Origin of the sequence: Streptomyces sp. NPDC048507 (assembly GCF_043199995.1) — a bacterium.
Classification (GTDB): Bacteria; Actinomycetota; Actinomycetes; order Streptomycetales; family Streptomycetaceae; genus Streptomyces.
Genome location: NZ_JBICWZ010000002.1, coordinates 72610 through 97377, shown reverse-complemented (window position 1 = coordinate 97377; position 24768 = coordinate 72610). Strand labels below are relative to the sequence as shown.

The 24768-nt window shown below is 74.9% G+C and carries 25 protein-coding genes and 1 pseudogene; 12 read left to right on the top strand and 14 right to left on the bottom strand.

The window, feature by feature from the left end:
• Positions 1 to 57: 57 nt before the first annotated feature.
• Positions 58 to 597 (bottom strand): EF-hand domain-containing protein, encoded by a 540-nt coding sequence (locus tag ACGFXC_RS05565; protein ID WP_393709792.1) that lies wholly within the window; start codon positions 595 to 597, stop codon positions 58 to 60.
• A 262-nt stretch (positions 598 to 859) separates the two neighbouring features.
• Between ACGFXC_RS05565 and ACGFXC_RS05560 the strand changes: the two genes are divergently transcribed.
• A complete protein-coding gene (locus ACGFXC_RS05560; RefSeq protein ID WP_393710894.1) occupies positions 860 to 2137 on the top strand; it encodes an SLC13 family permease in 1278 nt (425 codons plus the stop codon).
• 403 nt (positions 2138 to 2540) lie between these two features.
• On the opposite strand, the gene ACGFXC_RS05555 is transcribed toward ACGFXC_RS05560, so the two are convergent.
• Entirely contained in the window at positions 2541 to 3023 is a 483-nt protein-coding gene (locus ACGFXC_RS05555) for a lamin tail domain-containing protein (protein ID WP_393709790.1), read from the bottom strand.
• Positions 3024 to 3276: 253 nt separating this feature from the next.
• Between ACGFXC_RS05555 and ACGFXC_RS05550 the strand changes: the two genes are divergently transcribed.
• The 3 genes from ACGFXC_RS05550 (at position 3277) to ACGFXC_RS05540 (ending at position 6100) form a co-directional block, all read left to right on the top strand.
• Positions 3277 to 4233 (top strand): GlxA family transcriptional regulator, encoded by a 957-nt coding sequence (locus ACGFXC_RS05550; protein ID WP_393709788.1) that lies wholly within the window; start codon positions 3277 to 3279, stop codon positions 4231 to 4233.
• Positions 4234 to 4368: 135 nt separating this feature from the next.
• Positions 4369 to 5367: a type I glyceraldehyde-3-phosphate dehydrogenase gene (gene gap, locus ACGFXC_RS05545; protein ID WP_393709786.1), complete on the top strand. Its 999-nt coding sequence runs from the start codon at positions 4369 to 4371 to the stop codon at positions 5365 to 5367.
• 124 nt (positions 5368 to 5491) lie between these two features.
• Positions 5492 to 6100 (top strand): hypothetical protein, encoded by a 609-nt coding sequence (locus ACGFXC_RS05540; RefSeq protein ID WP_393709784.1) that lies wholly within the window; start codon positions 5492 to 5494, stop codon positions 6098 to 6100.
• Between the two features lie 26 nt (positions 6101 to 6126).
• On the opposite strand, the pseudogene ACGFXC_RS05535 reads toward ACGFXC_RS05540, so the two are convergent.
• The 4 genes and pseudogenes from ACGFXC_RS05535 to ACGFXC_RS05520 all read right to left on the bottom strand — a co-directional run bounded on the left by ACGFXC_RS05535 (position 6127) and on the right by ACGFXC_RS05520 (position 10006).
• Positions 6127 to 6952 (bottom strand): annotated as a pseudogene (locus ACGFXC_RS05535) (FAD-dependent oxidoreductase).
• Positions 6953 to 7016: 64 nt separating this feature from the next.
• Entirely contained in the window at positions 7017 to 7439 is a 423-nt protein-coding gene (locus tag ACGFXC_RS05530) for a TetR/AcrR family transcriptional regulator C-terminal domain-containing protein (RefSeq protein ID WP_393709782.1), read from the bottom strand.
• Between the two features lie 200 nt (positions 7440 to 7639).
• Positions 7640 to 8569 carry a 5'/3'-nucleotidase SurE gene (gene surE, locus ACGFXC_RS05525; RefSeq protein ID WP_393709780.1) on the bottom strand — a complete coding sequence of 310 codons (930 nt, stop codon included), beginning with the start codon at positions 8567 to 8569 and terminating at the stop codon, positions 7640 to 7642.
• Positions 8570 to 8725: 156 nt separating this feature from the next.
• A complete protein-coding gene (locus ACGFXC_RS05520; protein WP_393709778.1) occupies positions 8726 to 10006 on the bottom strand; it encodes an MFS transporter in 1281 nt (426 codons plus the stop codon).
• 546 nt (positions 10007 to 10552) lie between these two features.
• Between ACGFXC_RS05520 and ACGFXC_RS05515 the strand changes: the two genes are divergently transcribed.
• Together ACGFXC_RS05515 and ACGFXC_RS05510 are read left to right on the top strand one after the other, a co-directional pair.
• Entirely contained in the window at positions 10553 to 12106 is a 1554-nt protein-coding gene (locus ACGFXC_RS05515) for a carboxylesterase/lipase family protein (protein ID WP_393709776.1), read from the top strand.
• 131 nt (positions 12107 to 12237) lie between these two features.
• Positions 12238 to 13245 carry a LacI family DNA-binding transcriptional regulator gene (locus ACGFXC_RS05510; RefSeq protein WP_393709774.1) on the top strand — a complete coding sequence of 336 codons (1008 nt, stop codon included), beginning with the start codon at positions 12238 to 12240 and terminating at the stop codon, positions 13243 to 13245.
• A gap of 67 nt (positions 13246 to 13312) precedes the next feature.
• On the opposite strand, the gene ACGFXC_RS05505 is transcribed toward ACGFXC_RS05510, so the two are convergent.
• Both ACGFXC_RS05505 and ACGFXC_RS05500 read right to left on the bottom strand, forming a co-directional pair.
• A complete protein-coding gene (locus ACGFXC_RS05505; RefSeq protein WP_393709772.1) occupies positions 13313 to 13681 on the bottom strand; it encodes a hypothetical protein in 369 nt (122 codons plus the stop codon).
• 170 nt (positions 13682 to 13851) lie between these two features.
• Positions 13852 to 14811, bottom strand: coding sequence for an alpha/beta hydrolase fold domain-containing protein (locus ACGFXC_RS05500; protein ID WP_393709770.1), 960 nt, complete (start codon positions 14809 to 14811; stop codon positions 13852 to 13854).
• A 209-nt stretch (positions 14812 to 15020) separates the two neighbouring features.
• Here ACGFXC_RS05500 and ACGFXC_RS05495 point away from each other — a divergent pair, with 209 nt between their 5' ends.
• From ACGFXC_RS05495 to ACGFXC_RS05475, 5 genes are all read left to right on the top strand, one after another.
• On the top strand, positions 15021 to 15467 hold the full coding sequence (locus ACGFXC_RS05495; RefSeq protein WP_393709768.1) for an ATP-binding protein: 447 nt from the start codon (positions 15021 to 15023) through the stop codon (positions 15465 to 15467).
• Between the two features lie 203 nt (positions 15468 to 15670).
• Complete coding sequence (locus tag ACGFXC_RS05490; RefSeq protein ID WP_393709766.1) at positions 15671 to 16894, top strand: cytochrome P450; 1224 nt, start codon at positions 15671 to 15673, stop codon at positions 16892 to 16894.
• 55 nt (positions 16895 to 16949) lie between these two features.
• A complete protein-coding gene (locus tag ACGFXC_RS05485) occupies positions 16950 to 17636 on the top strand; it encodes a M15 family metallopeptidase (protein WP_393709764.1) in 687 nt (228 codons plus the stop codon).
• A gap of 75 nt (positions 17637 to 17711) precedes the next feature.
• Positions 17712 to 17975 carry a hypothetical protein gene (locus ACGFXC_RS05480; RefSeq protein ID WP_393709762.1) on the top strand — a complete coding sequence of 88 codons (264 nt, stop codon included), beginning with the start codon at positions 17712 to 17714 and terminating at the stop codon, positions 17973 to 17975.
• A gap of 35 nt (positions 17976 to 18010) precedes the next feature.
• Positions 18011 to 18544, top strand: coding sequence for a DoxX family protein (locus tag ACGFXC_RS05475; protein ID WP_393709760.1), 534 nt, complete (start codon positions 18011 to 18013; stop codon positions 18542 to 18544).
• Positions 18545 to 18577: 33 nt separating this feature from the next.
• Here ACGFXC_RS05475 and ACGFXC_RS05470 read toward each other — a convergent pair whose 3' ends face one another.
• From ACGFXC_RS05470 to ACGFXC_RS05460, 3 genes are all read right to left on the bottom strand, one after another.
• Positions 18578 to 18790 (bottom strand): hypothetical protein, encoded by a 213-nt coding sequence (locus ACGFXC_RS05470; protein ID WP_393709759.1) that lies wholly within the window; start codon positions 18788 to 18790, stop codon positions 18578 to 18580.
• A gap of 146 nt (positions 18791 to 18936) precedes the next feature.
• Positions 18937 to 19302 carry an ArsR/SmtB family transcription factor gene (locus tag ACGFXC_RS05465; RefSeq protein WP_393710892.1) on the bottom strand — a complete coding sequence of 122 codons (366 nt, stop codon included), beginning with the start codon at positions 19300 to 19302 and terminating at the stop codon, positions 18937 to 18939.
• A gap of 186 nt (positions 19303 to 19488) precedes the next feature.
• Entirely contained in the window at positions 19489 to 19863 is a 375-nt protein-coding gene (locus tag ACGFXC_RS05460; protein ID WP_393709757.1) for a hypothetical protein, read from the bottom strand.
• 322 nt (positions 19864 to 20185) lie between these two features.
• Here ACGFXC_RS05460 and ACGFXC_RS05455 point away from each other — a divergent pair, with 322 nt between their 5' ends.
• Positions 20186 to 21760, top strand: coding sequence for a purple acid phosphatase family protein (locus ACGFXC_RS05455; protein ID WP_393709756.1), 1575 nt, complete (start codon positions 20186 to 20188; stop codon positions 21758 to 21760).
• A gap of 27 nt (positions 21761 to 21787) precedes the next feature.
• Here ACGFXC_RS05455 and ACGFXC_RS05450 read toward each other — a convergent pair whose 3' ends face one another.
• The 3 genes from ACGFXC_RS05450 to ACGFXC_RS05440 form a co-directional block, all read right to left on the bottom strand.
• A complete protein-coding gene (locus ACGFXC_RS05450) occupies positions 21788 to 22390 on the bottom strand; it encodes a TetR family transcriptional regulator (protein WP_393709754.1) in 603 nt (200 codons plus the stop codon).
• Entirely contained in the window at positions 22387 to 23931 is a 1545-nt protein-coding gene (locus ACGFXC_RS05445) for an MFS transporter (protein ID WP_393709752.1), read from the bottom strand. The genes ACGFXC_RS05450 and ACGFXC_RS05445 overlap by 4 nt, the downstream gene beginning before the upstream one ends.
• A gap of 104 nt (positions 23932 to 24035) precedes the next feature.
• Complete coding sequence (locus ACGFXC_RS05440; RefSeq protein ID WP_393709750.1) at positions 24036 to 24677, bottom strand: TetR/AcrR family transcriptional regulator; 642 nt, start codon at positions 24675 to 24677, stop codon at positions 24036 to 24038.
• Between the last annotated feature and the right edge of the window lie 91 nt (positions 24678 to 24768).

Below are 24768 nucleotides of genomic sequence, written 5' to 3'. Positions count from 1 at the left end.
GCCCCGGGGTGCTCCCGCGTCCGCTACCGGGCGGACGCGGGAGCACCCGTACGGACGTCAGCCCTCGAAGCGGCCGCAGAGCCAGTTGCCGGGATCCGCCGGGTCGTCGCTGGTCCAGAACTGGCGCCACAGGGCCGCGAACTCCTCGCGGCCGAGATGGCCGTCGCCGTTCAGGTCGAGGAGTTCGAAGATGCCCGTCATGTCGACGCGGCGCCCGTTCCAGGTCTCGACGAGCCTGTGGTGCTCCTCGGGGGAGATGCGGCCGTCCCCGTTCGCGTCCACCGCGTCGAAGACGGTGTCGGCGGTGGCGGTGACCTCCGCCATCATGGCGGGCAGCCGGTCGACGAGCGCGAGCAGCTCGGCCATGTCGACCGCCCCGTCGCCGTTCGCGTCCCCGACCGCCAGCAGCGCCGCCCACCAGCCCATCAGCAGCGATTCCACCCGGTCGCGCAGCGGTGTACCGGGATCCACGCCGGGCAGCCGGCTCCAGCGGGCCACCAGCGCCGTGAAGTCCTCCTCGCGCAGGTAGCCGTCCCCGTCCGCGTCGAACGCGGCGAACATCCCCTTGAGCTTCCGCTCCTGAAACGCACTGGCCATGTGCGGCCTCCTCCGACGCCGGACCGAACCGTGAACCGCCGCCGACCGGGCCTGCCGGGTGACGGACGGCGCGTCACCATAGCCCGGTACGCGCTCCCGGCCCCACGGGCACATCTGCCCGAGCGGTCACCCGCGGGCCGCGGGCCCGGGCCCGCGGCCCGGCGGCCGGAGTCGAAGGCGGGGACCGGGCGCCGCGGATGTCATCCTGGGGAGGTTCACGGCCGCCGTCCGGCCGGGTGGGTTCCGTTGCCGGGAGTGCGCGCTGAGTACCGTCATAGCCGAGTCGTCGTCCCTCGCCGTGCTGCTCGGGGTGCTGGCCTTCGCCGTCGTACGGCCGCGCGGGCTGCCGGAGGCGGTGGCCGCCGTACCGGCCGCCGGGCTGCTGGTCGCGCTCGGGGCGGTGTCCCCGCAGGCCGCCTGGGAGCAGACCCGGGAACTGCTGCCCGTCGTCGGATTCCTCGCGGTGATCCTGGCGCTGGCCCTGCTGTGCGCCGACGAAGGACTGTTCCGGGCGGCCGGTGACGCGGTGGCCCGCCGGTGCGGGCGCAGTCCCGGCACCCTGCTGGGCGGGGTGTTCGCGGTCGCCGCCGTGGTCACCGCCGCGCTGAGCCTGGACGCGACGGTGGTACTGCTGACCCCGGTCGTCTTCGCCACCGCTGCCCGCCTCCGCGCCCGGCCGCGGCCGCACGTGTACGCCACCGCACACCTGGCGAACACGGCCTCCCTGCTGCTGCCGGTCTCCAACCTGACCAACCTGCTCGCCTTCACCGCCAGCGGCCTGTCCTTCACCCGCTTCGCGGCTCTGATGACGCTGCCCTGGCTGGCCGCGATCGGGGTCGAGTACGCGGTCTTCCGCCGGTTCTTCCGCAGCGACCTGGCCGTCCCCGGCCACCCGCAGCGGGCCGGGGACGGGGACACCTCCTCGGCGCCCTCTGCGCCCGTGCCCCGCTTCCCGCTGGTGGTGCTCGGGCTGACCCTCGCCGGGTTCGCGGTGGCCTCCTTCGCCGGGGCCAGCCCGGCCTGGGCGGCGCTCGCCGGCACCCTCGTCCTCGCCTGCCGGGCGCTGTACCGGCGCGAGACGACACCCCGACGGCTCGTCCTGTCCGCCGCGCCCGGGTTCTGCCTGTTCGTCCTGGCGCTGGGCATCGTCGTGCGGGCCGTCGTCGACCACGGGCTCGGCGACGGCCTGGCGCACGTGCTGCCCCAGGGCGGCTCGCTGCCGGCCCTGCTGGCCGTCGCCGGGGTCGCCGCGCTCCTGGCGAACCTGATCAACAACCTGCCCGCCGTCCTGGCCCTGCTCCCGGTCGTCGCGCCGGCCGGCCCCGGACCCGTCCTCGCCGTACTGATCGGCGTGAACATCGGCCCGAACCTGACCTACGTCGGCTCGCTGGCCACCCTGCTGTGGCGGCGCATCGTGCACGAACACGAGGACCGGGTCTCCCTCGGCGAGTTCACCCGCCTCGGCCTGCTCACCACCCCGGCGGCCCTCGCCGTCGCAGTCACCGCCCTCTGGGCCTCCCTGCGGCTCCTCGGCACCTGAACCCCGTTCCGGCAGAGGCGCGTCGGGACGCGCACGCGGGGTGTGGCCGGACGCGGGCGCGGGCACGACCGGGGTGCCACCGCCGCGCCCCCCGCTGCGTCGCACCGCGTTCGCAGGGCCTCCTGCCCGGAGACCGTGACGAACCCCCGGAGAACCACTACCACGACTGGCGCCACCCGCCGTTGGTCGGCTGGAACGGCTGGCCCTCCACCGCGCTGCGCGACCGGCTGACGGGCGCGGACTCCGGATCCGGCACCATCGAGATCACAGACACCCGTTTCCCGGACCTGCCGGCCGCCGCCGGGCCCGCACGCGCCGGCGGCGCGCCCCGGCCGGATGGCCGTGACGCGCCGCGGGCGGGGGCGGCCCCACCGTCGTCGTCGGCGGGACCACCGGTCCGTGGTCAGCCGCGGGTGTGGTGCCCGCCACGGCCCCAGGAGTCGGTGGAGATGACCTTGTTGCGGTCGTCGCGCAGGGTGGCGGTGTCCTGCTTGTCCCAGATCTGCATGCGGCGGCCCTGGTAGACGTCGCGGTTGGTGTTGCGGCCCTGGCCGGTGTGGACCTTGACGGCCGCGTGGCCCGCCAGGCGGAAGTCGCCGAAGCGGTAGCGGTTGCCGTCACGGTCGGTCAGCGTGTAGCCGCGCAGGTTGACGGCGTGCTTCCCGGTGTTCTTCACCTCGACCCACTCGCCGTTGAGGGCGTTGTTGGAGCGGGCGTCGCGGCCGGGGCTGTCGTACTGGACGGCGCCGATGGTGACCGCGGAGTGCGCGCGCCCGTGGTTGTGGCCGTGGTCGGCGGCGGCGGCCGGCAGGGCCGCCGAGCCGAGCAGGACGCCGGCGGCCAGGAACGCGGTGACGGTCCGGCGGGTGGCGAGGGAAGCAGACATGAGGATGACCCCTTCAACAGACAGCACCGGCCGGTCTCGTGAAAGCCGGACGGGCTCCGAACGGTGCCCGGCGTCCTGCCGGGCAGCCACACTCTGGCGCCCCGGACGCGCCCGTCGGCGGCTGCACGCGTCGCCTTTTACCAAATAGGGATATGTCCGTAACTCTTCCTTGTAAGTGCGCGGACGGCCGCGCCCGGCGCACGCCGGGCCGCCCGGCGCGGGCCGCGTCCCCGCGCCGCGTACGCTCTCTCCCGTGCCAGCCCCCCGCCTGCGTCATGTCGCCGTCCTCGTCCTCGAAGGCGCCAAACCCCTCGACGTCGGCATTCCCGCGCAGGTGTTCACCACCCGCGCGAGCGTGCCCTACGAGGTACGGGTGTGCGGCGCGGCGCCCGGCCTCGTGACCGGCGGCGACGGACTGTCCTACCACGTCGGACACGGCCTGGAGGCGCTGGAGTGGGCCGACATCGTCTTCGTGCCCGGCTACCGGTTCCCCGACCGCGAGGAGCCGCCGCGGGCCGTCGTCGACGCGCTGATCGCCGCCCACGCACGGGGCGCACGGCTCGCCGCCATCTCCACCGGCGCCTTCGCGCTCGCCGCCACCGGTCTGCTCGACGGCAAGCGCGCCACGACGCACTGGCACTACGCGCGGGCCCTCGCGGCGAAACGCCCGCTCGTACGCGTCGACGAGAACGTCCTGTTCGTGGACGAGGGCAGCGTACTGACCTCCGCCGGCGCCGCCTCGGGCATCGACCTGTGCCTGCACATCCTGCGCGGCGACCTCGGCGTGGCCGCCTCGAACCACACGGCCCGGCGGCTGGTCGCCGCCCCCTACCGCAGCGGCGGCCAGGCGCAGTACGTACCGCGCAGCGTCCCCGAGGCGCTCGGCGAGCGGTTCGCCGCCACCCGCGAATGGGCGCTGCGCCGGCTCGGCGAGCCCCTCACCCTGGAGCTGCTCGCCCGGCACGCGGCCGTGTCGCCGCGCACCTTCTCGCGCCGCTTCGCCGAGGACACGGGATACACGCCGATGCAGTGGGTCATGCGGGCCCGCGTGGACATGGCCCGCGAGCTGCTCGAACGCTCCGGGCGCGGGGTCGAGCAGATCGCCGCCGATGTCGGCCTGGGGACCGGATCGAACCTGCGGCTGCACTTCCAGCACATCCTCGGGACGACGCCGACCGAGTACCGGCGCACCTTCACCCGCGGCGAGTAGGCCCCGCCCGCCGGGCAGGCCCGGCCGCCCCGGCAGGGATGGCGGGATCCTTGCGGACCGTGGCGATCCCGCCGCTGTCACCGGCGGCCGCGGCAGGCGAACCTGAAGGCGACCGCACGCGAAAGGACCATCCTCATGACCCGCATCGCCATCAACGGATTCGGCCGCATCGGACGCAACGTGCTGCGCGCACTGCTGGAGCGCGACAGCGGCCTGGAGGTCGTCGCCGTCAACGACCTCACCGAGCCCGCCACCCTCGCGCGGCTGCTCGCGTACGACACGACCTCGGGCCGGCTCGGCCGCCCGGTCAGCGTCGAGGCGGACGTCCTCGTCGTGGACGGCCACCGCATCAAGGTCCTCGCCGAGCGCGAGCCGGAGCGGCTGCCGTGGGCGGAGCTCGGCGTCGACATCGTGCTGGAGGCGACGGGCCGCTTCACCTCGGCCAAGGCCGCCCGCGCCCACATCGACGCGGGTGCCAAGAAGGTATTGGTCAGCGCGCCGGCGGACGGCGCGGACGTCACCCTCGCCTACGGGGTCAACACCGACGCCTACGACCCGGCCCTGCACACGATCGTCTCGAACGCCTCCTGCACCACCAACGCGCTCGCCCCGCTGGCCGCGGTCCTCGACGACCTGGCGGGCATCGAGCACGGCTTCATGACGACCGTGCACGCCTACACCCAGGAGCAGAACCTCCAGGACGGCCCGCACCGCGACCCCCGCCGCGCCCGCGCCGCCGCCGTGAACATCGTGCCGACCTCGACGGGCGCCGCCAAGGCGATCGGGCTCGTACTGCCGAACCTCGCGGGCAAGCTGTCCGGCGACTCGATCCGCGTGCCCGTTCCGGTGGGCTCGATCGTCGAGCTCAACACGACCGTCGCCCGCGACGTGACCCGCGAGGACGTGCTGGAGGCCTACCGCGCCGCGGCGCAGGGGCCGCTCGCCGGGGTGCTGGAGTACTCCGACGACCCGCTCGTCTCCTCCGACATCACGGGCAACCCGGCCTCCTCGATCTTCGATTCGGCCCTGACCCGCGTCGAGGGCCGCCACATCAAGGTGGTCGCCTGGTACGACAACGAGTGGGGCTTCTCGAACCGCGTGATCGACACGCTCCAGCTGCTCGCCACCCGCTGACGCGGCACGGCACGGCACGGCACGGCACGGCGCGGGCCCGGGGGCCGGCGTCCGCGGGCCGGCGGCTACGGTGGCCCCGGTGACGGGCGGCCGGCCCGGCACCGACCGCAGGAGAGGGAACACCGTGTCAGCGCGCCAGCCGCACCCCCGTACGCACCGGGCCGAACGGCCGTCCGGAAGAGGGGCCTTCGCGGCCGGGGCCCTGCTGGTGGCGGCGCTGCTCGCGCTCCCGCTCGGCCCCGCCACCGGGGCCCGGGCCGCCGAAGCCTCCGGCACGTCACCGCGTACGGGCGCCGCGGCCCTGGCGGCCGGGTCGGTGACGGTCACCGAAGGCCGGATCGGCGAGGCCGGGCCCGGCGGCGTGCTCACCTATCCCAGCGTGACCAGCTGCCTCACGGTGACCGTGCGGCTGCGGGACGGCGGCCTGGCCGGAGCGCACGCGAGCCTGTTCCAGGTGCCCGGGGAACTGCGCTCCGACGCGATCCTCGCCGCCCTGAGGGACCGCGTCGGCGACCGCCCCGTGACGGCCATCGAGGTCAGGGGGGCCGTCGGCGCCTGGGATCCGAGCTACTTCACCAAGGCGATCGAGGCGTACGGCGAGAACGAACCGGTGCCCGTCCCCGAAGGCCGTGACTTCGACGGTCTCGCCGCGGCGGTGGCGGCGGGACTCGGACGTCCCCGCGCCCTCGTGACGGTCGAGGACGTCCCCGACGGGGACCAGACCGTGGGCTGAACGCGGGAGCCGGCGCGCGCGGGCCGTCAGCCGGCCGGAGCGGAGAGGTCCAGCAGCGGCTGCGGCGCATCGTCGTGGAAGAGCGCGTCCAGCCCCCGCGCCGACTCCCGCGCCTTCTGCCGCGCGCGCGGGAACAGGCGGGCCTCGTAGGCAGCCAGGGCCGCCCCGGTGCCGTCCGGCTCCCAGCGGTGGCCTTCGGGGAGCGCGTGGACCGGGCGCGGCACCAGCGGCCCGTCCGCCTCGGCGACCAGCCGCCGCAACGCGGGCGCCCAGTCCGCGAAATGCTCCAGGACCGCGGCCTTCACCGCCCGCGCGTCCGTGAAGTCGTATGCGGACAGGGTGGTTTCGGGGGTGCGCAGAGCCGTGTAGACGTGCAGGCCGCCCGTCCGCCTCGCGGTGCGCGAGGAGACCCTTGTGGTCGCCGAGGGCGAAGAACGAGCCGCCGCCGATCAGTTCGGCGCCCTCGGGATGGCGCGCGTCGGCATCGCCGTCGGCGAGGGTCACCTCGTGCCGGCCCGCTCCCAGCGGCCGTGCCCCGACCGCCTTCGCGCCCCAGCGCACCGTCCCGCCGGGGAGCGGTCCGAGGAGCAGGTCGCGCAGCTGCCCCCGGTCGATCTCGGGACGGTCCCCGGTCCCCGGGCCCGGAACCCGTCGGAGAGCCGGGCCGCGCGCAGGGCCGCCTGACCGGACTCCTCGTGGATGCCGAGCATGCCGCCCTGGGTGCGGGCATCGGGCGGAGGCGTCCAGATCGAAGACGGCGGCCCCGATGCCGTGCACGTGCAGGACGCGGGCCAGGGTCAGGCCGCCGAGACCGGCCCCGATGACGGCGATGGGGTGGTGGGTGCGGTGCACGGGGTCCTCGCTTCGGTTCGGGGGACGGGCTGGGGTGCCGGGGGCGGCGGGGGCTCGCCGCGGGTCACGGTGCGGCGGGCACCTCGCCGCGCGATGTGTCGCGCGCGCCGTTGGCGACGGCGCGGAAGATCCAGTCCAGGCGCTCCCCGGGACTGCCGGACACCAGGTCGGCGCCGACCGCCGCGATGCGCGGGTGGGTGGCGGCGTCGGCCCCCAGCAGCGTGGCGGCGAGGGCGTTGTGGTCTTCTCCGGCGCCGGGGTCGCGGTCGCGGCCGGACTGCTCGGCGGCGGTGGCGGCGGCCACCTGGAGCAGGGTCAGGAGCCCCTCGACCAGGGCCAGGTGGTTCGGGCCCGAGGGGCGGGCCGTCAGCGCGGCGAGCCCCAGGCTGGGGTGGGCGAACAGGACGTTCGTGTACGAACCGAGGACGGCGGCGAGCCGGTCCCGCCAGGCGCCGGCGCCGGCCACCGGATCCAGGTCCAGGTCCACGGCGCCGAGCAGTTCCTCGAGGACGGCCGAGCGTAACGAACATGTTCGCCGGCGTGGGAAGCGCTTCCGCGAGCGGGGAGACGGGAGCGGGGAGCGGCGGGCCGGTTCGTGCACCCGCCGCTCCACGGGCCGTCTACCGGCCCGTCCGCCCGCTCATCCGCCCTGGCGAACGGGCCGGTGCGCCCGGTCCGCGGTGCGCGTCACGGGCGCAGACCGGCGATCAGTGCCGCGGCCCTGACCCGGTCGAGGGCCGCGGTGTTCCAGTCGGCGTTCATCGGGCTGACGGAGATCCGGCCCGCCGCGACGGCCTCGATGTCGCCGCCCCGCGCCGCCGGGCGCAGGTCCACCTTCACGTCGACCTTCCAGGTCCCGGTGCCGTCGCCGGAGTCGGTGAAGTCCGTCGCCAGCACCTGCTGGGGGTCCTGGAAGGTGGCGGAGACGCCGGCGGCGGTGCCCTTGCCGTCGGAGCCGACGACGGGGTGGTTCACGTTCAGGCCGACGCCCTCGGGCAGCAGCGGCCCGGATCTCGCCCGCGACCGCAGCCGCTCGATGAGCTTGACGGCGAAATCGAGCGTCGGGTCCATCGCGTTGACGGTGGTGACCGGATCGGGGACCGTGACGCCGCCCGTGCTCAGCGCGATGGCCGGCACTCCGGATTCGAGGGCCGCCACGGCGCCGCCGACCGTCCCGGAGTGGGTGGCGAGCGCGGCGAGGTTCGGCCCGAAGTTGGTGCCGGACACCACGAGGTCGGGGGCGTGCCCGTCGAAGACCTCGGAGAGGCCGAAGGCCACCGAGTCGCCGGGGGTGCCGTCGACGGCCCACACCTTCGGCTCGGGGTGCCGTACCGCGATGGCGGCGGCGCTGGTCACCTTTGTACCGGTGCCGCTCTGATTGGTGAGCGGGGCGACGATGGTGACGTCGTATCCGGCTGCGGTCAGCCGGTCGAACGCCTTGCGGATGCCGGGCGCCTGGTAGCCGTCGTCGTTGGTGAGCAGGATCCGCAGCGGGGCGGCGCGGCCCGGCGCCGGGGCCGGTGCGGCGACCGGTGAGGCGACGGCGGGCGCCGTACCCGCGAGGGCGGTGGTGCACAGGATCAGCAGGGCGGGCGGCAGGACGCGCTTGCGACGCACAGGGGGCTCCTTGAAGTACGGGGTAAGGGGACGGAAGAGGGTGCGGGTGCAGGGTGGGGCAGGTGGTGCAGGACCGGCGGGCGCGCGACCCTCGGCGCGCACCCGCCGGAGTACGGGGGCCGGGCAGCGCCGGGGCGCGGGGCGGCCCGGCGGAGGTCAGCGCACGCTGCGGATCGGCAGGATGGCGAGCGCGCCGATCAGCGACAGGGCGCCGCCCGCGAGGAACAGCGGGGTGTAGCCGCCCAGGCCGGTCACGATGGCGGAGGCGACGAACGGGGCGATGATCTGCGGACCGGCGTTCGCGACGTTGAGGACGCCCATGTCCCGGGCCGCGTCCTCGGCACGGGGGAGCACCAGGGTGACGAGCGCGGTGTCGACGGCCATGAAGCAGCCGAACGCGAACCCGTTGAGCGCGCTGAAGACGAGCATCCCGGTCCAGGTCGGGCTGATGACCGGGACCACCATGACCAGCCCGGCGAGGGCCGCCGACACCCCGACGAACACCTTGCGGCGGTCCCAGCGGTCGGAGAGCAGGCCGCCGACGACGGTGGACAGCGCCACGGCGGCCATCGAGACCGGGGTCAGGACCGCCATCGCCCCGGCCGGGGTCAGTCCGTCGGGCAGGGCGATGTGGTCGTCCAGGATGTAGAGCTGGTAGCCGACGACGGAGAAGTAGCCCAGCACCATCAGGGCGCGCCCGATGAAGGCCCAACGGAAGTCGTGGTGGGCCAACGAGGAGAGGAAGGCGGCGAGTTGCCCGCCTTCCGGCGGCTTCGGGGCGGCGGGTCCGGTGGCCGGGGTGTCGCGGCAGAAGGCGGAGAGCAGCATGGCGGCCGCGGCGACGACGGCTCCGAAGACCAGGTACCCGGTGCGCACGTGCGTCGCGGTCTGCGAGGCGACGAGGACGCCGACGGTGCCTCCGATCGGCAGGCCCAGCCCCACCAGCGCGGACGCCGTACCGCGGCGGGCGGCGGGGATGCGGTCGGGCACGATCGCGGTGACCGCCGCCTGATAGGTGTTCATGGTCGCCTGCACCAGGCACCAGCCGATGCCGACCAGCAGCGCGGTCGAGACGCTGCCGAGCAGGGCCAGCGCGAACAGGGCGCCGAGGGCGCCGCCGAGGATCCAGGGGTTGCGGCGGCCGCTGCGGTCGGAGAGGGCGCCGGCGATGGGGTTGAAGGCGGTCGCGAAGATCGCGCTGATGCCGCCGATCAGACCCAGGACGGCGACCTTGTCGTCAGGGGCGATGGCCGCGATCTGGGTGGGCAGCAGGACGGAGCCGACGCCCATGTAGACCGCCATCATGGCGGAGTTCGCGATCAGGAGGAGGAGCATGAGCCCGCGCTGGCGCGGGGCTTCGGGCTCTGCGGCGGGGGTGGGTGTGGGTGCGGGTGCGGCGGTGGGGGCGGGCGTGGGGGGCGGATCGGTCGTGGCCATGACGACTCCTCGGGGGACGGAGCGGGGAGGTGGCGGCGTGCGGTGGAGTGACGGCGTGCGTGCGGAGCGGCGGCGCTGCGGAGGAGCGGCGGCGTGCGGGGGCGGTGGTGCGCCGGATCCGGTAGGCCGGCGGGGAGGTCGGGCGGGTGGCCCGAGAGGTGGAGCGCGGGTGAGCAGGGGGCGCCGCAGGGGGCGGTCACGGCCGGCGCGGCGACGGTTAACCTGATGTTGTTACACGTGTCACCTGAAGTGCTTGGACACTGTGTAGCACCCATTCGCGGGCCCCGCCAGGCCCTGGGACGGGTCGGTGCACAGATCGTGACCGGGAGGAGAAGTGCACGTGGAGCACGTGTAACCAGCCGGTTGGCGGTACTGACCAGGGTGATCGTGTCTCGAATCCCTCTTGCTCTTGTGGCGCCGGTCGCCGATCCGCAATACTCCGTGCCGCACCGCGACGGGCACCGGTGGCCCCGGGCCCGCCACCGCCCTCGACCGGCTCGACGGGGCCGGTGCGCATCCGGTGAACGGCCCAGGAAGGACCGGCACATGGCTCTCGCTCCAGACCCCGATCACCCGCGGGTGGACCTGCCCCCGGGCCGGCTGCGCGGCGCGACGGAAGGCGGGCTCTGCGTGTTCCGGGCGGTGCCCTACGCCGCGCCCCCGGTCGGCGGGCTGCGCCTGCGCCCCGCCGCACCGCACCCCGGCTGGAGCGGCACCCGGGACGCCACCGCCGACGGCCCCGGCGTCCCGCAGCCGTACCTGCCGGGCGGCGACCCGGTCCTCGGCGGTCACGGAGCCCCGCCCTTCGGTGAGGACAGCCTGACCCTCACCCTCTGGACCCCGGCGGTCGACGGGGGCCGCCGCCCCGTGCTCGTCTGGATCCACGGAGGGGGCTTCGTCTCCGGCTCCGGATCGATGCCGATCTACTCCGGCGACACCTTCGCCCGGGACGGCGACCTCGTGGTGGTTTGCATCAACTACCGCATCGGCCCGCTGGGTTACCTCTACACCGGCGCCGAGGAGGGCAATCCCGAAGGCGCCGGGAACCTCTGGCTCGGCGACCAGCTGGCCGCCCTGCGCTGGATCGTGGAGCACGTCGCCTCCTTCGGCGGCGACCCGGGCAACATCACGGTCGCCGGACAGTCGGGCGGCGCCCTGTCCGTCGCCGCCCTCGCCGGACTCCCCGAGACCCAGGGGTTGATCAGGCGCGTGATCCTGCAGAGCCCGCCCTTCGGGCTCGACCTGCCCGGCCCCGACGCGTACCTGGAGCGGACCGCGGCCTTCCTGGAGCTGACCGGCGTCAAGACCGTCGCCGAACTGCGCGGCCTGCCGTGGCCCGCGCTGATCGGCGCGGCCGGCGCCATGTTCGCCCGGACGGCGCGCTGGGGCCACTGGCCGACCCCGTTCCTGCCCGTCATCGACGGCGTCACCCTCACGCGCCACCCCGTCGAAGCCCTGCTCCACGGCACCGCGGCCGACGTCGACGTGCTGATCGGCTGGACCCGGGAGGAAGCCAACTTCGGGTTCGCCCTCGATCCCGGGTACGCCGCCGCCGGCCGGGAGCGGGTGACCGCTCGGATCGCCGAGACCTTCGGAGCCGGGGCCGCGCCCGGGGTGTACGCCGCGTACGAACGGAGCCGGCCCGGCGCCCGCCCCGTCGACGTGCTCATGGACCTCATCACGGACGAGCTGTTCCGCGTTCCGGCGCTACGGCTGGCCGAGGCCAGGGCGCGGGCGGGCCGGCCCGTCCGGGCCTACCAGTTCGACCTTCCCGCGCCCGCGCACGGGGGCCGCCTCGGCGCCGCCCACTGCCTCGAACTCCCCTTCGTCTTCGCCAACTTCGACCGGTGGGCGCACGCCCCGCTCACCGCCGGGTTCGACCCGGCCGTCCGCGACGGCCTGGCGGACGCCATGCACCGGGCCTGGATCGCCTTCGCCCGCACCGGCGATCCCAACCATCCGGCGCTGCCCGCCTGGGACCCGTACGACTCCGCGGCCCGCACCACGATGCGTTTCGACTCGGTCGTCGCCGCCCTCCCGGACCTCGCCGGTGACGCGCGCCGCCTACACGGCGCGGCGGCGCCCGGCGGCCGCCCGTAGGCACGGCGCCGCCGCGGTGGCCGCACGATGCCGTGGGCCCCCGCTGACGTGCTCTTACTCGTGTAACCTCAAGGGAGCGAACCGGTACGAGAACAGGCACGAACCCACCGTGAGGAGCGTCGAGGGACGTCATGGCCGAAAGAACCCCCGTCCCCGCCTCGATCACCAGCGCCGACGTGGCCCGGCTCGCGGGGGTCTCGCGCGCCACCGTGTCCTTCGTCCTCAACGACACCCAGGGCCACCGCGTCAGCGAGAGCACCCGGGCCCGCGTCCTCGACGCGGCCCGCCGGCTGGGCTACGTCCCGCACGCCGCCGCCCGGTCCCTGCGCGCCGGCCGCAGCAACCTCGTCCTGATGCCCGCTTCCCTCTCCGCGGTCGGCCGCCTCGTCAGCGACTGGGTCGACGACCTGCACAGCGAGCTCGACCGCCACGGCTACACGGCCGTCCTGCACGCCGGCCGCTTCGACGACCCGCTCGACGCCGCCCGCGCCTGGGCGGAACTGCGCCCGGCCGCGGTGATCGCCCTCGACGGCGACCGCCTCACCGCACAGGCCGCCGAACTGCTGCGCCGTGCCGGGGTGCGCGGGCTGCTCGCCTTCGCTGCCCGCCCCGTGCCCGGCGTCCACACCATCGGCCTCGACCACGCCCGCATCGGCGCCACCGCCGCCGAGCACCTGATCGCCCGCGGCCGGACCCGGATCGGGGTCGTCATGCCGCAGGAGAGGGGTCTCGCCGCGCTGGCCCGGCCGCGCCTGGCGGGAGCGGAGTCGGTGGCGGCCCGCGCCATGGCGACCGTCACCCCGGTCGAGCTGGCCCACACGCGGGAGTCGGCGACGTCGCTGGCCCGCCGCTGGGCGGAGCTTGGGCTGGACTCCGTCTTCGCCTACAACGACGAGTACGCCGCCCTGCTCCTGCACGCGCTGCGGGCCGAGGGCGTGGTGGTCCCGGACGACGTGGCGATCGTGGGCTCCGACAACCTCGTGCTCTCCGAGCTCCAGGAGCCCGCGCTCACCACGATCCGGCTGGACCTGGCCTCGCCCGCGCGGATCGCGGACGCGCTGCACGAGCTGGTCCGGACGGGTGCGACGGCTCCGCTGCCCGCAGTGGAGCCGGTCCTCATCCACCGCGGGACGTCCTGACCCGCTCCACACTGCCGCCACCCGCCCGATCGCGCGGGGACGGCTCCCGGCCCGTGACCGCGGTGGCCTACGGCGCCGCCGCCGCGACGGCGGGGGTGTCCGCGACCGCCCCCCGGCGGCCGCGGACGGCTTCCCGGGCCGGGGCGGGGCGCTGAGCCACCACGCCACCGGCTCCGCGCCCGCACCGGCGCCCGCACCGGCCACCGTGTCGGTGAGCCAGTGGGCGTGCAGCCAGGGCCGCCCCGGCCGCGTGGCCGGACGGGAAGGAGCAATCGTCGACCCGGACCAGCGGGTCCGCCGGGCGCGGCCGGCCGGCCAGCGGCTTGAGGCCCTGGACGACGAGCAGGTCGCCCGCGAGGTGGGCGCCGAGCAGGAACCCGGCCGACACCCAGCGCCCGCGCAGGAGCAGGAACAGCAGCAGGGCGAGCGGTACCACGGTGCCGGAAGGGGCGGGGGGAGCAGGTTCCCGGACATCGGTGCCTCTCGTGGCCGCGGCGGGAACCGGCGCGGCCTTGGGTGCTCGACGTGCCCGCGGGGCCGGGCGGACCGGGCCCCGCGGCGGAACGGGACGACGGCGGCGGGGCGGGGCCGCGACGCCCGCCCCGGTCAGGCGCCGGCCGTCCCCAGGTGGCGGGCCAGGAACGCGACGCTCTCAGCGACGATCTCCGCGATGTCGGGGGACCCCAGGAAGATGTGGTCGGCGCCCTCGACGGGTCGCAGGGTGACCTCGCCGCCCGCCCCGGTCAGGGCCTCGGCGAGGGCCTCGCTCTGGCTGAACGGGACCAGCCCGTCGTGCGTGCCGTGGACCAGCAGGAACGGCGGCGGCGTCGCGTCACCCGCGTACGTCACCGGGCTCGCCACCCGCGCCAGTTCCGGGCGCTGCGCCTGCGTGCCGCCGAGCAGGGCCTCGTACGGGTCGGGGAAGCCGGCGCCGACGGGCAGGGTGGCGGGCAGGGGATGTGCGGCGAGGGCGGGCAGGTCGGAGACCCCGTACCAGTCGACGACGGCCCGTACGTCGGTGTCCCCGGCGCCCACTCCGTGCGCGCCCTCCAGGGCCCCGGCGTCCGGGCTGGCCGGGCCGACGAGCCCGGCCAGCGCCGCCAGGTGGCCGCCCGCGGACTCGCCCCACACGGCCAGCCGGTCCGGGTCGATGCCGAGGGGGCCGGCGAAGTGGCGGACGTAGCGGATCGCGGCCTTCACGTCGTGCAGCTGGGCCGGGAAGGGGGCTTCCAGGCTGTGCCGGTAGTCGATGGAGACGAGGGCGAGCCCGGCGCCCAGCACCGAACCGTGCAGCAGGGCGGCGGGCACGGTCGGCGGCGGGTAGCGGCGGTCGCCGTCCAGCCAGCCGCCGCCGTGGATCCACACGACCGCCGGGAACGGGCCCTCGCCGGCCGGGAGGCGGACGTCGAGCAGGCGCGGCCGGTAGCCGGGCGTGGTGGCGTAGGTGACCCCGTCGAAGTGGCGCACGCCGTGCGCGTCCGTCACGGGTGTCACCGGCGGCTGATAGGGCGGGGGAGGCCAGGTCATGTCGGCCAGGTCGAGCTCGGCCGGGTGGGATTGCGTCATTGCGGCCCTTCTGCCGGACCCGGGCTTCGTAACGCTTTGTCCGAAATGCTTGCGCGCGGCGCCCGGGGAAACGTAACCTGTTACACGTGTAATCACAACTCTAGCGACGCGAATCCGCTGACAACAAGTCCGTCGGCCGGGTGATTCTCCTTCTTGTTACACGAGCCACCACCAGCGGTGCCGTCGCTCACCCCCTCTGGGAGCACGTCATGCTCACCGCCACCCCCCGCTCCGCGTCCCGCGCCTGTGTCCACTGGGTCGCCGCGCCCACCGCCGCCAGCGTTCCGCTGGTCCGGGGGCGCGTGCGCGCGGTGCTCGACGACTGGCGGATCGCCGCCGACCTGGCCGATACCGTGCTGCTGGCCGTCAGCGAACTCGTCGGTAACGTCGTCCGGCACGCCGCCGGCGCGGCCGGCCGGTTGCGCGTCGGGGTCTCGTGCGGCGGGGGGTGGCTGCACCTGGAGGTCCTCGACGGGGCGGCGGCCGCGCTGCCCCGGCTGCCCGGGCCCGGCGCCGAGGCCGAGGCCGACACGGAGGCCGAGGGCGGGCGGGGCCTGCTCCTGGTCCAGCTGCTGACCGCCCAGGCGGGTGGTGAACTCGCCTTGCTGGCCGACGGGTCCGGCAAGTGCGTCCGCGTGCGCGTCCCCGTCGCCTGAGCGCCGGGCGCGGGGACATCGCGGCGCTCCCGGGCGAGCCGCTCGTCCCGGCAGCCGTGCGCACCGCCGGAGCCGGCCGGGGCTTCGCTCCGGAATCCGGACGTGGACGCGGCGGACGGGAACGGGAACCGGCATTCGGTAAGAATTGGACATGGGTCCCGTCGTTCCCGGCGGGGCGACGCAGACGTACGCCTGGAGGCGCCATGACTGAGCGGCCGGTCCTTCTGCCCTACGCCGATCCGGCCTTCGTCGCGGACCCCTTCCCCCTGTACCGGCAACTGCGCGAGGACGGCCCCGTGCGCCGGGCGGTCATCGCGGGCGGACTGGAGGCCTGGATCGTCACCCGCTACGAGGACGGGCTCGCGGCCCTCTCCGACTCCCGGCTCAGCAGCGACGTGCGCGACGCCTCCGACACCCGGCTGCTGCGGGCGCTGCCCGACACGGAACGCGAGTCGATGCTCGGCAACATGCTGCGCAGCGACCCGCCCGACCACACCCGGCTGCGCCGCCTGGTCTCCAAGGCGTTCACCGCCCACCGGGTCGCCGGCCTGCGGCCCCGGATCCAGGCCGTCACCGACGGGCTCCTCGACGGGATCGCCGCCGCCGGCAGCGCCGACCTCGTCGCGGACTTCGCGCTGCCGCTGCCGGTCACGGTGATCAGCGAACTGCTCGGGGTCCCCGTCGACGACCGCCACGACTTCCAGCGCTGGACCGACCGCATGATCATGCGCGGCGCACAGCCCCCGGACCCCGCCGTCGTCAACGAGGCGTGGCAGCACATGCGCGCGTACGTGGGCGGCCTCATCCGGGCCAAGCGGGCCGATCCCGGCGACGACCTGCTCAGCGGCCTGATCACCGCCCGGGACCAAGAGCAGCGGCTGACCGAGGACGAGCTGATCGCCATGGTCTTCCTGCTGCTGGCCGCCGGCTACATCACCACCGTCAACCTCATCGCCGGCGGCATCGCCATGCTCCTGGCCCACCCCGGCCAGCTGGAGCGGCTGCGCTCGGACCCTGGGCTGCTGCCCGGCGCGATCGAGGAGTTCCTGCGCTACGACGGCCCCGTCAGCCCGGGCATCGCCCGGTTCGCCCGCGAGGACCTCGACATCGCGGGCGTGCGCATCCCGCACGGCGCGACCGTCCTGATCGCCTCGGCCATCGCCGACCGCGACCCGGCCCGCTTCCCCGACGCCGACCACCTGGACATCACCCGGCGGGACAACACGCACCTGGCCTTCGGCCACGGCATCCACTACTGCCTGGGCGCGCCACTGGCCCGGCTGGAGGGGCAGATCGCCATCGGCAGCGCCCTGCGGCGGCTCCCCGGGCTCGCCCTCGCCGTCCCGCCGGAGAAGATCCGCTGGCGTCCCGGCGGCCTCCGCGGCCCGCTGAGCCTGCCGGTGACGTTCGCCCCCGACCGGAGCTGACCGGCTCCCGCCGCTCCGCCGTGCCGGTCGCGCCCGGGAGGCCTACGGTTGACCGGTGCGCTACCGCCTCGCAGCCGTGGCCCTCACCGCCGCGATCTGCGCGTCCACGTCGTCCTGCGGCGTACCGGAGGCAGCCGCACCCGGGTTCCGGGCGCTCCCGCCGGGGAACCCGGTGGCGGAGCTGGCCGCCGAGGTCTCGGCCGTCCCGGCGGCGAAACTGGGCGCCAGCTACCGGCCCGGCTGCCCCGTGCCCCCGGAGCGGCTCCGACTCGTCCGGATGAAGCACTGGGGCTTCGACGGCGAGGTCCACCAGGGCGAGCTGATCGTCCACCGCGACGCGGTGGACCCCCTGCTCCGCGTCTTCGCGAAGGCCTTCGAGGCCCGCTTCCCGATCCGCCGGATGCGGGTGACGGCCGAGTACGACGGCAGTGACGAACGGGCCATGGCCGACGACAACACCTCAGCCTTCAACTGCCGGCAGGTCACCGGCGACCCCGGGCGCAGGTCCCGGCACGCCTGGGGCGACGCCGTCGACATCAACCCCGTCGAGAACCCGTACGTCGACCGCCACGGCACGGCCCACCCGCCGAACGGGCGGATCCACCTCGACCGAGACCGCCCCGGCCCCGGCATGATCACCCCGGGATCCGTCCTGACCAGCGCTTTCGAGGACGCAGGCTGGTCCTGGGGCGCCCGCTGGTCCGAGCCCGACTACCAGCACTTCTCCGCCAACGGAGACTGACGCGGCACCCGGCTCCGGGGCCGGGTGGAGCAGGCCGGGCTGCGCCCCGGCCGCGCAGCTGATCGCATCGGGGTCATGAAGGACCCTTTCGGCTGTGACGACCCGTCCCTCCTGGCACCGGCCGGAGCGGGGGACCGTGAGGCCGCGCGCCGCACGGTCGCCGCCCACGCCCCCGACCCCGCCGGGCTCCTGCTGCTGATCGACATGCTCGGCCTGCACCCCGACGACGACCCGGCCCCGCAGGCCCGCGCGGGGCACCGCACCGCGCAGGCGAGGCGACCACCGCCCGCACCGCAGCCCCCGCCCCCGCCGCAGCCCCCGCACACCGCGTCACCCTGACCGCCCCGCCCCGCGCCCCGACAGGAAGTGCTCCGATGGCCCCGACCCGGTACCCCGCTGGACCACGCTTCACCACCGAGAGCACCACCTCCTACGACGTGGGCCTGCCCGTGCTGCGCCTCGTACTCGGCGCGATCATGGCCGTCCACGGCACCCAGAAGCTGTTCGGGTGGTTCGACGGCCCCGGCATCGGGGGCACCGGGGTGTTCTTCGCCAGGGCGGGCTATCCGGCGGGCGAGACCATGGCGACGCTGGCGGGCCTGACCGAAGCGCTGGGCGGTCTGGGGCTGATCCTCGGGCTGCTCACGCCGCTGGCCGCCGCGGCCGTCGTCGGCGTCATGATCAACGCCGTCGCCGTGAAGTGGACCGGCGCCGTGTTCGGACTCACGGGCGTCGAATTCGAGGCCCTGATCATCGCCGCGGCCGTCACCCTCGCCCTCACCGGCCCGGGCCGCTTCGCACTGGACCGCGCCCTGCCGGTGCTGCGCGAGCACCGGCCCGTGCACGGGGTCCTCGCGCTGCTCCTGGCGGTCGTCCTGGGCGCGGTGGTGCTGCTGCTGCGGGACTGACGCGGGCGAGGCGGGGGACCCCGGGCCCGTCCGTCAGGCTTCGCGCTCCATGACGCGACGGGCCGCCTCCGCCTCCGCCGCGGGCGGTGACAGCTCGTCGAGGGTGTCGAGCTCGTCGTCCGACGCCAGCTCGCGCTCCCAGGCGGCCGCGAGCCGCTCCCGTTCCTCGCGCGGCCGGCCGGTGACGTCGTCCCGGCGCTCCGGGTCCAGAGCCGCGAGGAAACGTCCGACCACGTCCATCGCCATGCCGTACTCCTTGTCGCCGTGGGGGAGGGGCGCCGGCCGCCGAGCTGCCGCGCCCGGCCCAGGATCGCGAACCCGGGCCCCCGCGGCCGCCCGACACGGCGCGCCACCCCCCGAATGCGGGCACCCCCGGCGGTCCGCCGCCACCGTCACGGGGACGGCGCGGCCTCGCGGTGCGCCCCGCGCGGTTCGCCCTGGCGGAGTTCGGCGAGGAGCTCGCTCTGCCCGGCCAGGAGTTCGGTCAGGATGCGGCGGGCCGCCCGCAGCAGATCGGCGACGTCGCCGCCGGCCAGCGCGTAGCTCACCGTCGACCCCTCGCGGACGGACACGACGATGCCCGACCGGCGCAGCACGGCCAGCTGCTGGGAGAGGTTGGACGGCTCGACGTCGATCTCGGCGAGGAGTTCGCGCACGGGCCGCGGACCGTTCTGCAGCAGCTCCAGGACCCGGATGCGGACGGGGTGCCCGAGCATGCGGAAGAACTCGGCCTTCGCCTGGTACAGGGGTACCTGCATTCCCACGCCGCACGCTCCCGCCGTCGCCCTCGACCCCGCTGCCCGGCCCCGGAGTTCCGGTCCGGGGCCGCCCTGCCCATCATCGCGTCCGCGGGGCCCACGCCCGCCCGGGTTCGGTCAGTTTCGGATGTGCCCAGTTGAAGAAGTCTGCAACTCGTGGGCATGCGTGGGCCCGGAGGAGCCCGGCTACAGCTCCAGTGCCGCCTCGATGCGCTTGAGCTGATGGCGGGCCATGGCCAGGTTGGAGTTCTTCCTGTCCAGGACGAGGTACAGGAACAGGCTGTGCATGCCGTTGCCCCCCAGCAGGCGGATGAGGTGGTACTGGGTGCCGAGCGTGATCAGCAGGTCCTCGATCCCGTCCTGCAGCCCCAGCATCTCCATGGTGCGGACCTTCGCCCGGATCACGTCGGTGTTGGCCGCGGCGGCGACCCCCAGGTCGAGGTCCTTGCCCCCGCCGAGCGTCCCCAGCGCCATCCCGCTGGTGTAGTCGACGAGAGCGGCTCCCAGCGCGCCCTCGATCGAGGTCATGATCTCCTTCAGGGACACTTCCACATTCGCCATCGGCGCCCGCTCCCTCACGTCACACGTCCGTGCCCGGCTCCGGTACCCGCCCGGCGCCGCGGCCTCTAGCCCGGCCCACGCTACTGATCACGTCCGCCGCCCGGCGCGGAACGGAGGATCTGGCGGAAAACGCCCCCCTGCGCGGCCGGGCGGGGTCCCCGCGCCGTCCCACGACCCGTCACCTCGAACCGTCACCTCGGCCTGTCACCTCGGCGATCTGCGGGCCGCTCGCGAAGATTCTGGGAGTCACATGGGGGTCCGTATCCCCCTCGTTCACCCGGCGGTGGGATCCGCTTCGCCCGAGCAGAGGATGTTTCGCGTCATGGACCTTCCCGATTTCGGTATCCCCCAGAAGCTCGCCTCCCGCATGAGCATGGCGGAGCAGCACGACTACCTGCGCGCCCGGTTCACCCGGCGCGGCGCCCTGCGGGCCGGCGCGGTGACCGCCGCCGTCGCCGGGGCCGGCCTCGGCGCGGGGGCGGCCTCGCCCGCCTACGCGGCCCCGGCCGTGGTGCAGACCTCCGCCGAGCGCCGCGGCGTAGACGGCTCCCTTACCGCCCCGTTCGCCCGTCACCTGCAGTACGGCGCCGACCCCAAGATTCAGATGCGGGTCTCCTGGCAGGTCCCCTTCGCGGTCAAGAAGCCCTACCTGCGCATCGGCACGAGCCCCTGGGCGCTGAGCCGGAAGATCGACGCCGAGGTGCGCCACCTCACCACCCCCGTCCTGAACGGCGGCAAGATCGCGGCTGCCGAGCAGTTCTACCTGCACGTGGGCCTGGACCGGCTGCGGCCCGGCCAGACGTACTACTACGGCGTCGGCCACGACGGGTTCGACCCCGCCGACCACCGCAACCTGGGCACGCTCGGCACCTTCACCACGGCCCCCGCCCGCGCCGAGAACTTCACCTTCACCGCCTTCGGCGACCAGGGCGTGAGCTACCACGCGCTGGGCAACGACGCGGTGCTGATGGCCCAGAACCCGGCCTTCCACCTGCACGCGGGCGACATCTGCTACGCCGACTCCTCCGGCTCGGGCGGGAGCGGCGACACCTACGACGCCCGCACCTGGGACCAGTTCCTCGCCCAGACCGAGTCGGTCGCCAAGACCGTCCCGTGGATGGTGACGACGGGCAACCACGACATGGAGGCCTGGTACTCGCCCCAGGGCTACGGCGGCCAGAACGCCCGCTGGTCCCTGCCCGACAACGGCCCGGACCCGGTCAACCAGCCCGGCGTCTACTCCTTCGTGCACGGCAACGTCGGCGTCGTCGCGCTCGACGCGAACGACGTCTCGTACGAGATCCCCGCCAACTTCGGCATCAGCGGCGGCAAGCAGACCGCCTGGCTGGACCGGCGCCTCGGCGAGCTGCGCCACCACCGCGACGTCGACTTCATCGTCGTCTTCTTCCACCACTGCGCGTTCTCCACCACCAGCTCGCACGCCTCCGAGGGCGGCGTCCGCGAGGCGTGGGTCCCGCTGTTCGAGAAGCACACGGTGGACCTGGTCATCAACGGCCACAACCACGTGTACGAGCGCACCGACGCCATCAAGGGCAACAAGGTCGGCCGCAAGGTCCCGATCGGCGAGCGCACCGACCCCACCCGCGACGGCATCGTCTACGTCACCGCCGGCGCGGCGGGCCGCTCGCTGTACAGCTTCCCCGTGCCCGACTCGTACGAGGGCCACGTCGCGGACCGCGACAGCGTCGACAGCTACCACTGGGTCAAGGGCGGCACGAAGGCGACCGAGACCGTCGAGTGGTCCCGGGTCCGGTACACCAACTACTCCTTCCTCGCGGTGGAGGTGGAGACCGGGCGCTCGCCGAAGCTGAAGGTCAGCGCCCTCGCCGAGACGGGCGCGCGCATCGACCACTTCGAGATCCAGCGCGGCCGCTAGCGGCGGTCCCGGCGGGGCCGGGGTGGTTCAGGGGCCGTCGATCAGCCGTTGGAGACCGGGTGCGTACAGGTCCGCGAGGCGGTCGGGGCCGGTGCGGGCCCCGGCTCCGTCGGGGCGGTGCAGGCTCAGGGTGGCGCCGAGGCCCAGCAGCTGACCGGCGATCAGCTCCGCCCGCAGCAGGGCGTCCGGGCCGCTCAGGGCGGCGGCGAGCCGGTCGGTGACCTGCTCGCGGAACCGGTCCCGCAGCAGGGTGCGCTCGTCGTCGATGCCCAGGGAGAACACGACCCGCAGCAGCGGGTCCCCGCGGAACCGGTCGCGCAGCTCGACCATCGTCAGCACCAGGTGCCGGCCGAGCTCCGGAAGCGGCGCGGCGAACAGTTCGTCGGCGGCCGCCCGGAAGTCGGCGACCGTGTTGAACAGGTCCTCCTTGCTGCCGAAGCGCTTGACGATCAGCGAAGGGCTCACCCCGGCCGATGCCGCGATGCCGCGCATCGTGACCTCGGCGTACGGCCGCAGCGCGAAGGCCCGGCGGGCGGCGCGCACGATGGCCTCGCGTCCGGACCCGGCTCCCGGCTGCCCGTCGGCGGCCGGTAGGGCAGGGGTGGCGACGGGGTCCCCGCTGGTGCTCATGCGCTCTCCCGGGCGGCGGTCGCGGATGCTGACACGGTGACCGTACCGCCCGCGCGGGCGCGGCCGCGCAGGGGGCCGCGGCCGGGTCCGGTCCGGTCCGACGGCAGGAACAGGGTGGCGACGAGGGCGGCCAGCGCCGTCCCCGCGGCGATCAGGAAGATCAGCAGGTAGGCGTGCAGGGTCGGGGCGCTGCGGCCCCCGGCGACGAAGGTCACGTGGGCCAGCACGGCGGCGACCACGGCGCTGCAGCAGGCCTGGCCGACCGAACGCATCAGGGTGTTGAGCCCGTTGGCCGCCGCCGTCTCGCTCACCGGTACGGCCCGCATGACCAGCGCGGGCAGCGCCGAGTACGCGATGGCGGTGCCGGAGGCCACCACGGTGGCTCCGGCCACGATCAGCCAGAGGCTGTGGCTGGTGAAGAAGCGGACCACGTAGCCGACGGCCATGACGACGGCCGCCAGCGCGAGGGCGGTGCGCGGCCCGTAGGCGGCGGAGATCCGTGCCGAGACGGGGGAGAGGGCCACCATGGCCAGACCGCCGGGCAGCAGGCACAGCCCGCTCACCACGATGGACGCGCCGAGCCCGTACCCCGTACTGGTGGGCTCCTGCACCATCTGGCCGGTGACCAGGGAGTTCGCGTAGAAGGCGAAGCCGATCAGCAGGGCCGCCACGTTGGTCAGCAGGACGGCGGGCCGGGCGGAGACCCGCAGGTCGACCATGGGGGAGGGGGTGCGCAGTTCGAACCAGCCCCAGAGCAGGCCCACGGCCAGGGAGGCGCCCAGCAGGCCGAGGGTGCGCGCGGAGGTCCAGCCCCAGTCCGACCCCTGGGTGATGGCGAGCAGCAGCCCGACGAGCGTGCCGGCCAGCCCCAGCGTGCCCGGGAGGTCGAAGCGCCCCCGCGCGCGGACCGGGGACTCGGGCACGATCCACAGCACCAGCAGCAGGTCGAGCAGCCCGAGGGCGGCCGACGCCCAGAACATGGTGTGCCAGTCGAAGTTCTCGATGACCACCGCCGCCACCGGCAGGCCGATCGCCGCCCCGATGCCGAGCGTCGAGCTCATCAGCGCGATCGCCGACAGCACCCGGTCGGTGGGCAGCTCGTCGCGGATGATGCTGATGCCCAGGGGGATCACCGCGAGCGCCGCGCCCTGGAGGGCCCGCCCGGTGATCAGCACGCCGATGTCGGAGCTCATCCCGCACAGCACGGAACCCACGGTGAGCACGCCCAGCGAGGCGACCAGCACCCGCCGCTTGCCGTACATGTCACCGACGCGGCCGAGCACCGGCGTGAAGACCGCGCCGGTCAGGAGGGTGATGGTGACCAGCCAGCCGGCGGCCCCGGCGCTCGCCCCCGTCAGGTCGGGGACGTGCGGCAGCAGCGGGACCACGAGGGTCTGCATGACGGCGACGATCATGCCGCAGAAGGCGAGGACGGGCATGACGAGCCGCGGGTGGGGGGAGCGGGAACCCGGTGCGGGTGCGGGTGCGGGTGCGGGTGCGGAGTCGGGGGCCGGACCGGGTGCGGGTATCGCGGGGGGCATGCTGCTCCAGACGCGGGAGGAGAGCGGGACACACGGGGGTGCACAACTGTTCACCCCCAGGGTAAACGACTGTGCACCCCCGTGGGGGCCTGCCGCCGACGGGGTCAGTGGAAGGCGCCCGCCCGGGCCGCCGCCGAGGCCGCCCGGGCCGCACGGCGGGGCAGGCGCGGATCGGGTGCGCTCCGCAGGAGCAGGAGTTCCTGGTAGAGCGGCGCCGTCGCCGTGACGAGCAGTGCGCGCGCGTCGGGGCCGGGCGGGAGCTCGCCGCGCGCGACGGCCCGGTCGACGGCCCCGGCGCTCCGGGCGTAGCGGTCCTCCCAGAAGCGCGACAGGGCGCCGGCGGCCTCCGCCGAGCGGAAGGACGCGGCGATCAGGGCGGTGGTGATGTTCCCGCCGGAGCCGGTGCCGGAGCCGGGCCGCAGGGCCTCGTACACCTCCTCGTTGAGGGCGGCGAGATCGTCCTCCAGGGAGCCGGTGTCGGCCGGGCGCCAGCCGTCGTCGGCCGCCGCGTCGAGGACGTCGGCCAGCAGTCCGCCGACGTCGCGCCAGCGCCGGTAGACGGTCGTGCGGTGCACACCGGCCCGGTCGGCGACGGCGTCCACCGTCAGCGCGTCGTACCCGCGCTCCACGAGGACCTCGCCGACGGCTTCGAGGACCTGGACGCGGACGCGCGCGCTGCGCCCGCCGGTCCGGCGCCGGGCGGTCTCCGCCCCGGAAAGATCGGTTGCGGCTCTCGGTGATGTCATGCCACCATCCTAAAGCAACAGTCGTCGCGTTAAGGAGTCTCCGATGGTCATCCGCCGAGTCCGGCCCGCCGCTCACCACACCGCCCCCGCC

What these genes read in the sequence shown, in the direction of transcription:
- ACGFXC_RS05565 (WP_393709792.1), bottom strand. Translation starts at nt 597, where the DNA reads ATGGCCAGTGCGTTTCAGGAGCGGAAGCTCAAGGGGATGTTCGCCGCG.
- ACGFXC_RS05555 (WP_393709790.1), bottom strand. Translation starts at nt 3,023, where the DNA reads ATGTCTGCTTCCCTCGCCACCCGCCGGACCGTCACCGCGTTCCTGGCC.
- gap (WP_393709786.1), top strand. Translation starts at nt 4,369, where the DNA reads ATGACCCGCATCGCCATCAACGGATTCGGCCGCATCGGACGCAACGTG.
- ACGFXC_RS05520 (WP_393709778.1), bottom strand. Translation starts at nt 10,006, where the DNA reads ATGGCCACGACCGATCCGCCCCCCACGCCCGCCCCCACCGCCGCACCC.
- ACGFXC_RS05515 (WP_393709776.1), top strand. Translation starts at nt 10,553, where the DNA reads ATGGCTCTCGCTCCAGACCCCGATCACCCGCGGGTGGACCTGCCCCCG.
- ACGFXC_RS05510 (WP_393709774.1), top strand. Translation starts at nt 12,238, where the DNA reads ATGGCCGAAAGAACCCCCGTCCCCGCCTCGATCACCAGCGCCGACGTG.
- ACGFXC_RS05500 (WP_393709770.1), bottom strand. Translation starts at nt 14,811, where the DNA reads ATGACGCAATCCCACCCGGCCGAGCTCGACCTGGCCGACATGACCTGG.
- ACGFXC_RS05495 (WP_393709768.1), top strand. Translation starts at nt 15,021, where the DNA reads ATGCTCACCGCCACCCCCCGCTCCGCGTCCCGCGCCTGTGTCCACTGG.
- ACGFXC_RS05490 (WP_393709766.1), top strand. Translation starts at nt 15,671, where the DNA reads ATGACTGAGCGGCCGGTCCTTCTGCCCTACGCCGATCCGGCCTTCGTC.
- ACGFXC_RS05480 (WP_393709762.1), top strand. Translation starts at nt 17,712, where the DNA reads ATGAAGGACCCTTTCGGCTGTGACGACCCGTCCCTCCTGGCACCGGCC.
- ACGFXC_RS05475 (WP_393709760.1), top strand. Translation starts at nt 18,011, where the DNA reads ATGGCCCCGACCCGGTACCCCGCTGGACCACGCTTCACCACCGAGAGC.
- ACGFXC_RS05470 (WP_393709759.1), bottom strand. Translation starts at nt 18,790, where the DNA reads ATGGCGATGGACGTGGTCGGACGTTTCCTCGCGGCTCTGGACCCGGAG.
- ACGFXC_RS05465 (WP_393710892.1), bottom strand. Translation starts at nt 19,302, where the DNA reads ATGCAGGTACCCCTGTACCAGGCGAAGGCCGAGTTCTTCCGCATGCTC.
- ACGFXC_RS05460 (WP_393709757.1), bottom strand. Translation starts at nt 19,863, where the DNA reads ATGGCGAATGTGGAAGTGTCCCTGAAGGAGATCATGACCTCGATCGAG.
- ACGFXC_RS05455 (WP_393709756.1), top strand. Translation starts at nt 20,186, where the DNA reads ATGGACCTTCCCGATTTCGGTATCCCCCAGAAGCTCGCCTCCCGCATG.
- ACGFXC_RS05450 (WP_393709754.1), bottom strand. Translation starts at nt 22,390, where the DNA reads ATGAGCACCAGCGGGGACCCCGTCGCCACCCCTGCCCTACCGGCCGCC.
- ACGFXC_RS05445 (WP_393709752.1), bottom strand. Translation starts at nt 23,931, where the DNA reads ATGCCCCCCGCGATACCCGCACCCGGTCCGGCCCCCGACTCCGCACCC.
- ACGFXC_RS05440 (WP_393709750.1), bottom strand. Translation starts at nt 24,677, where the DNA reads ATGACATCACCGAGAGCCGCAACCGATCTTTCCGGGGCGGAGACCGCC.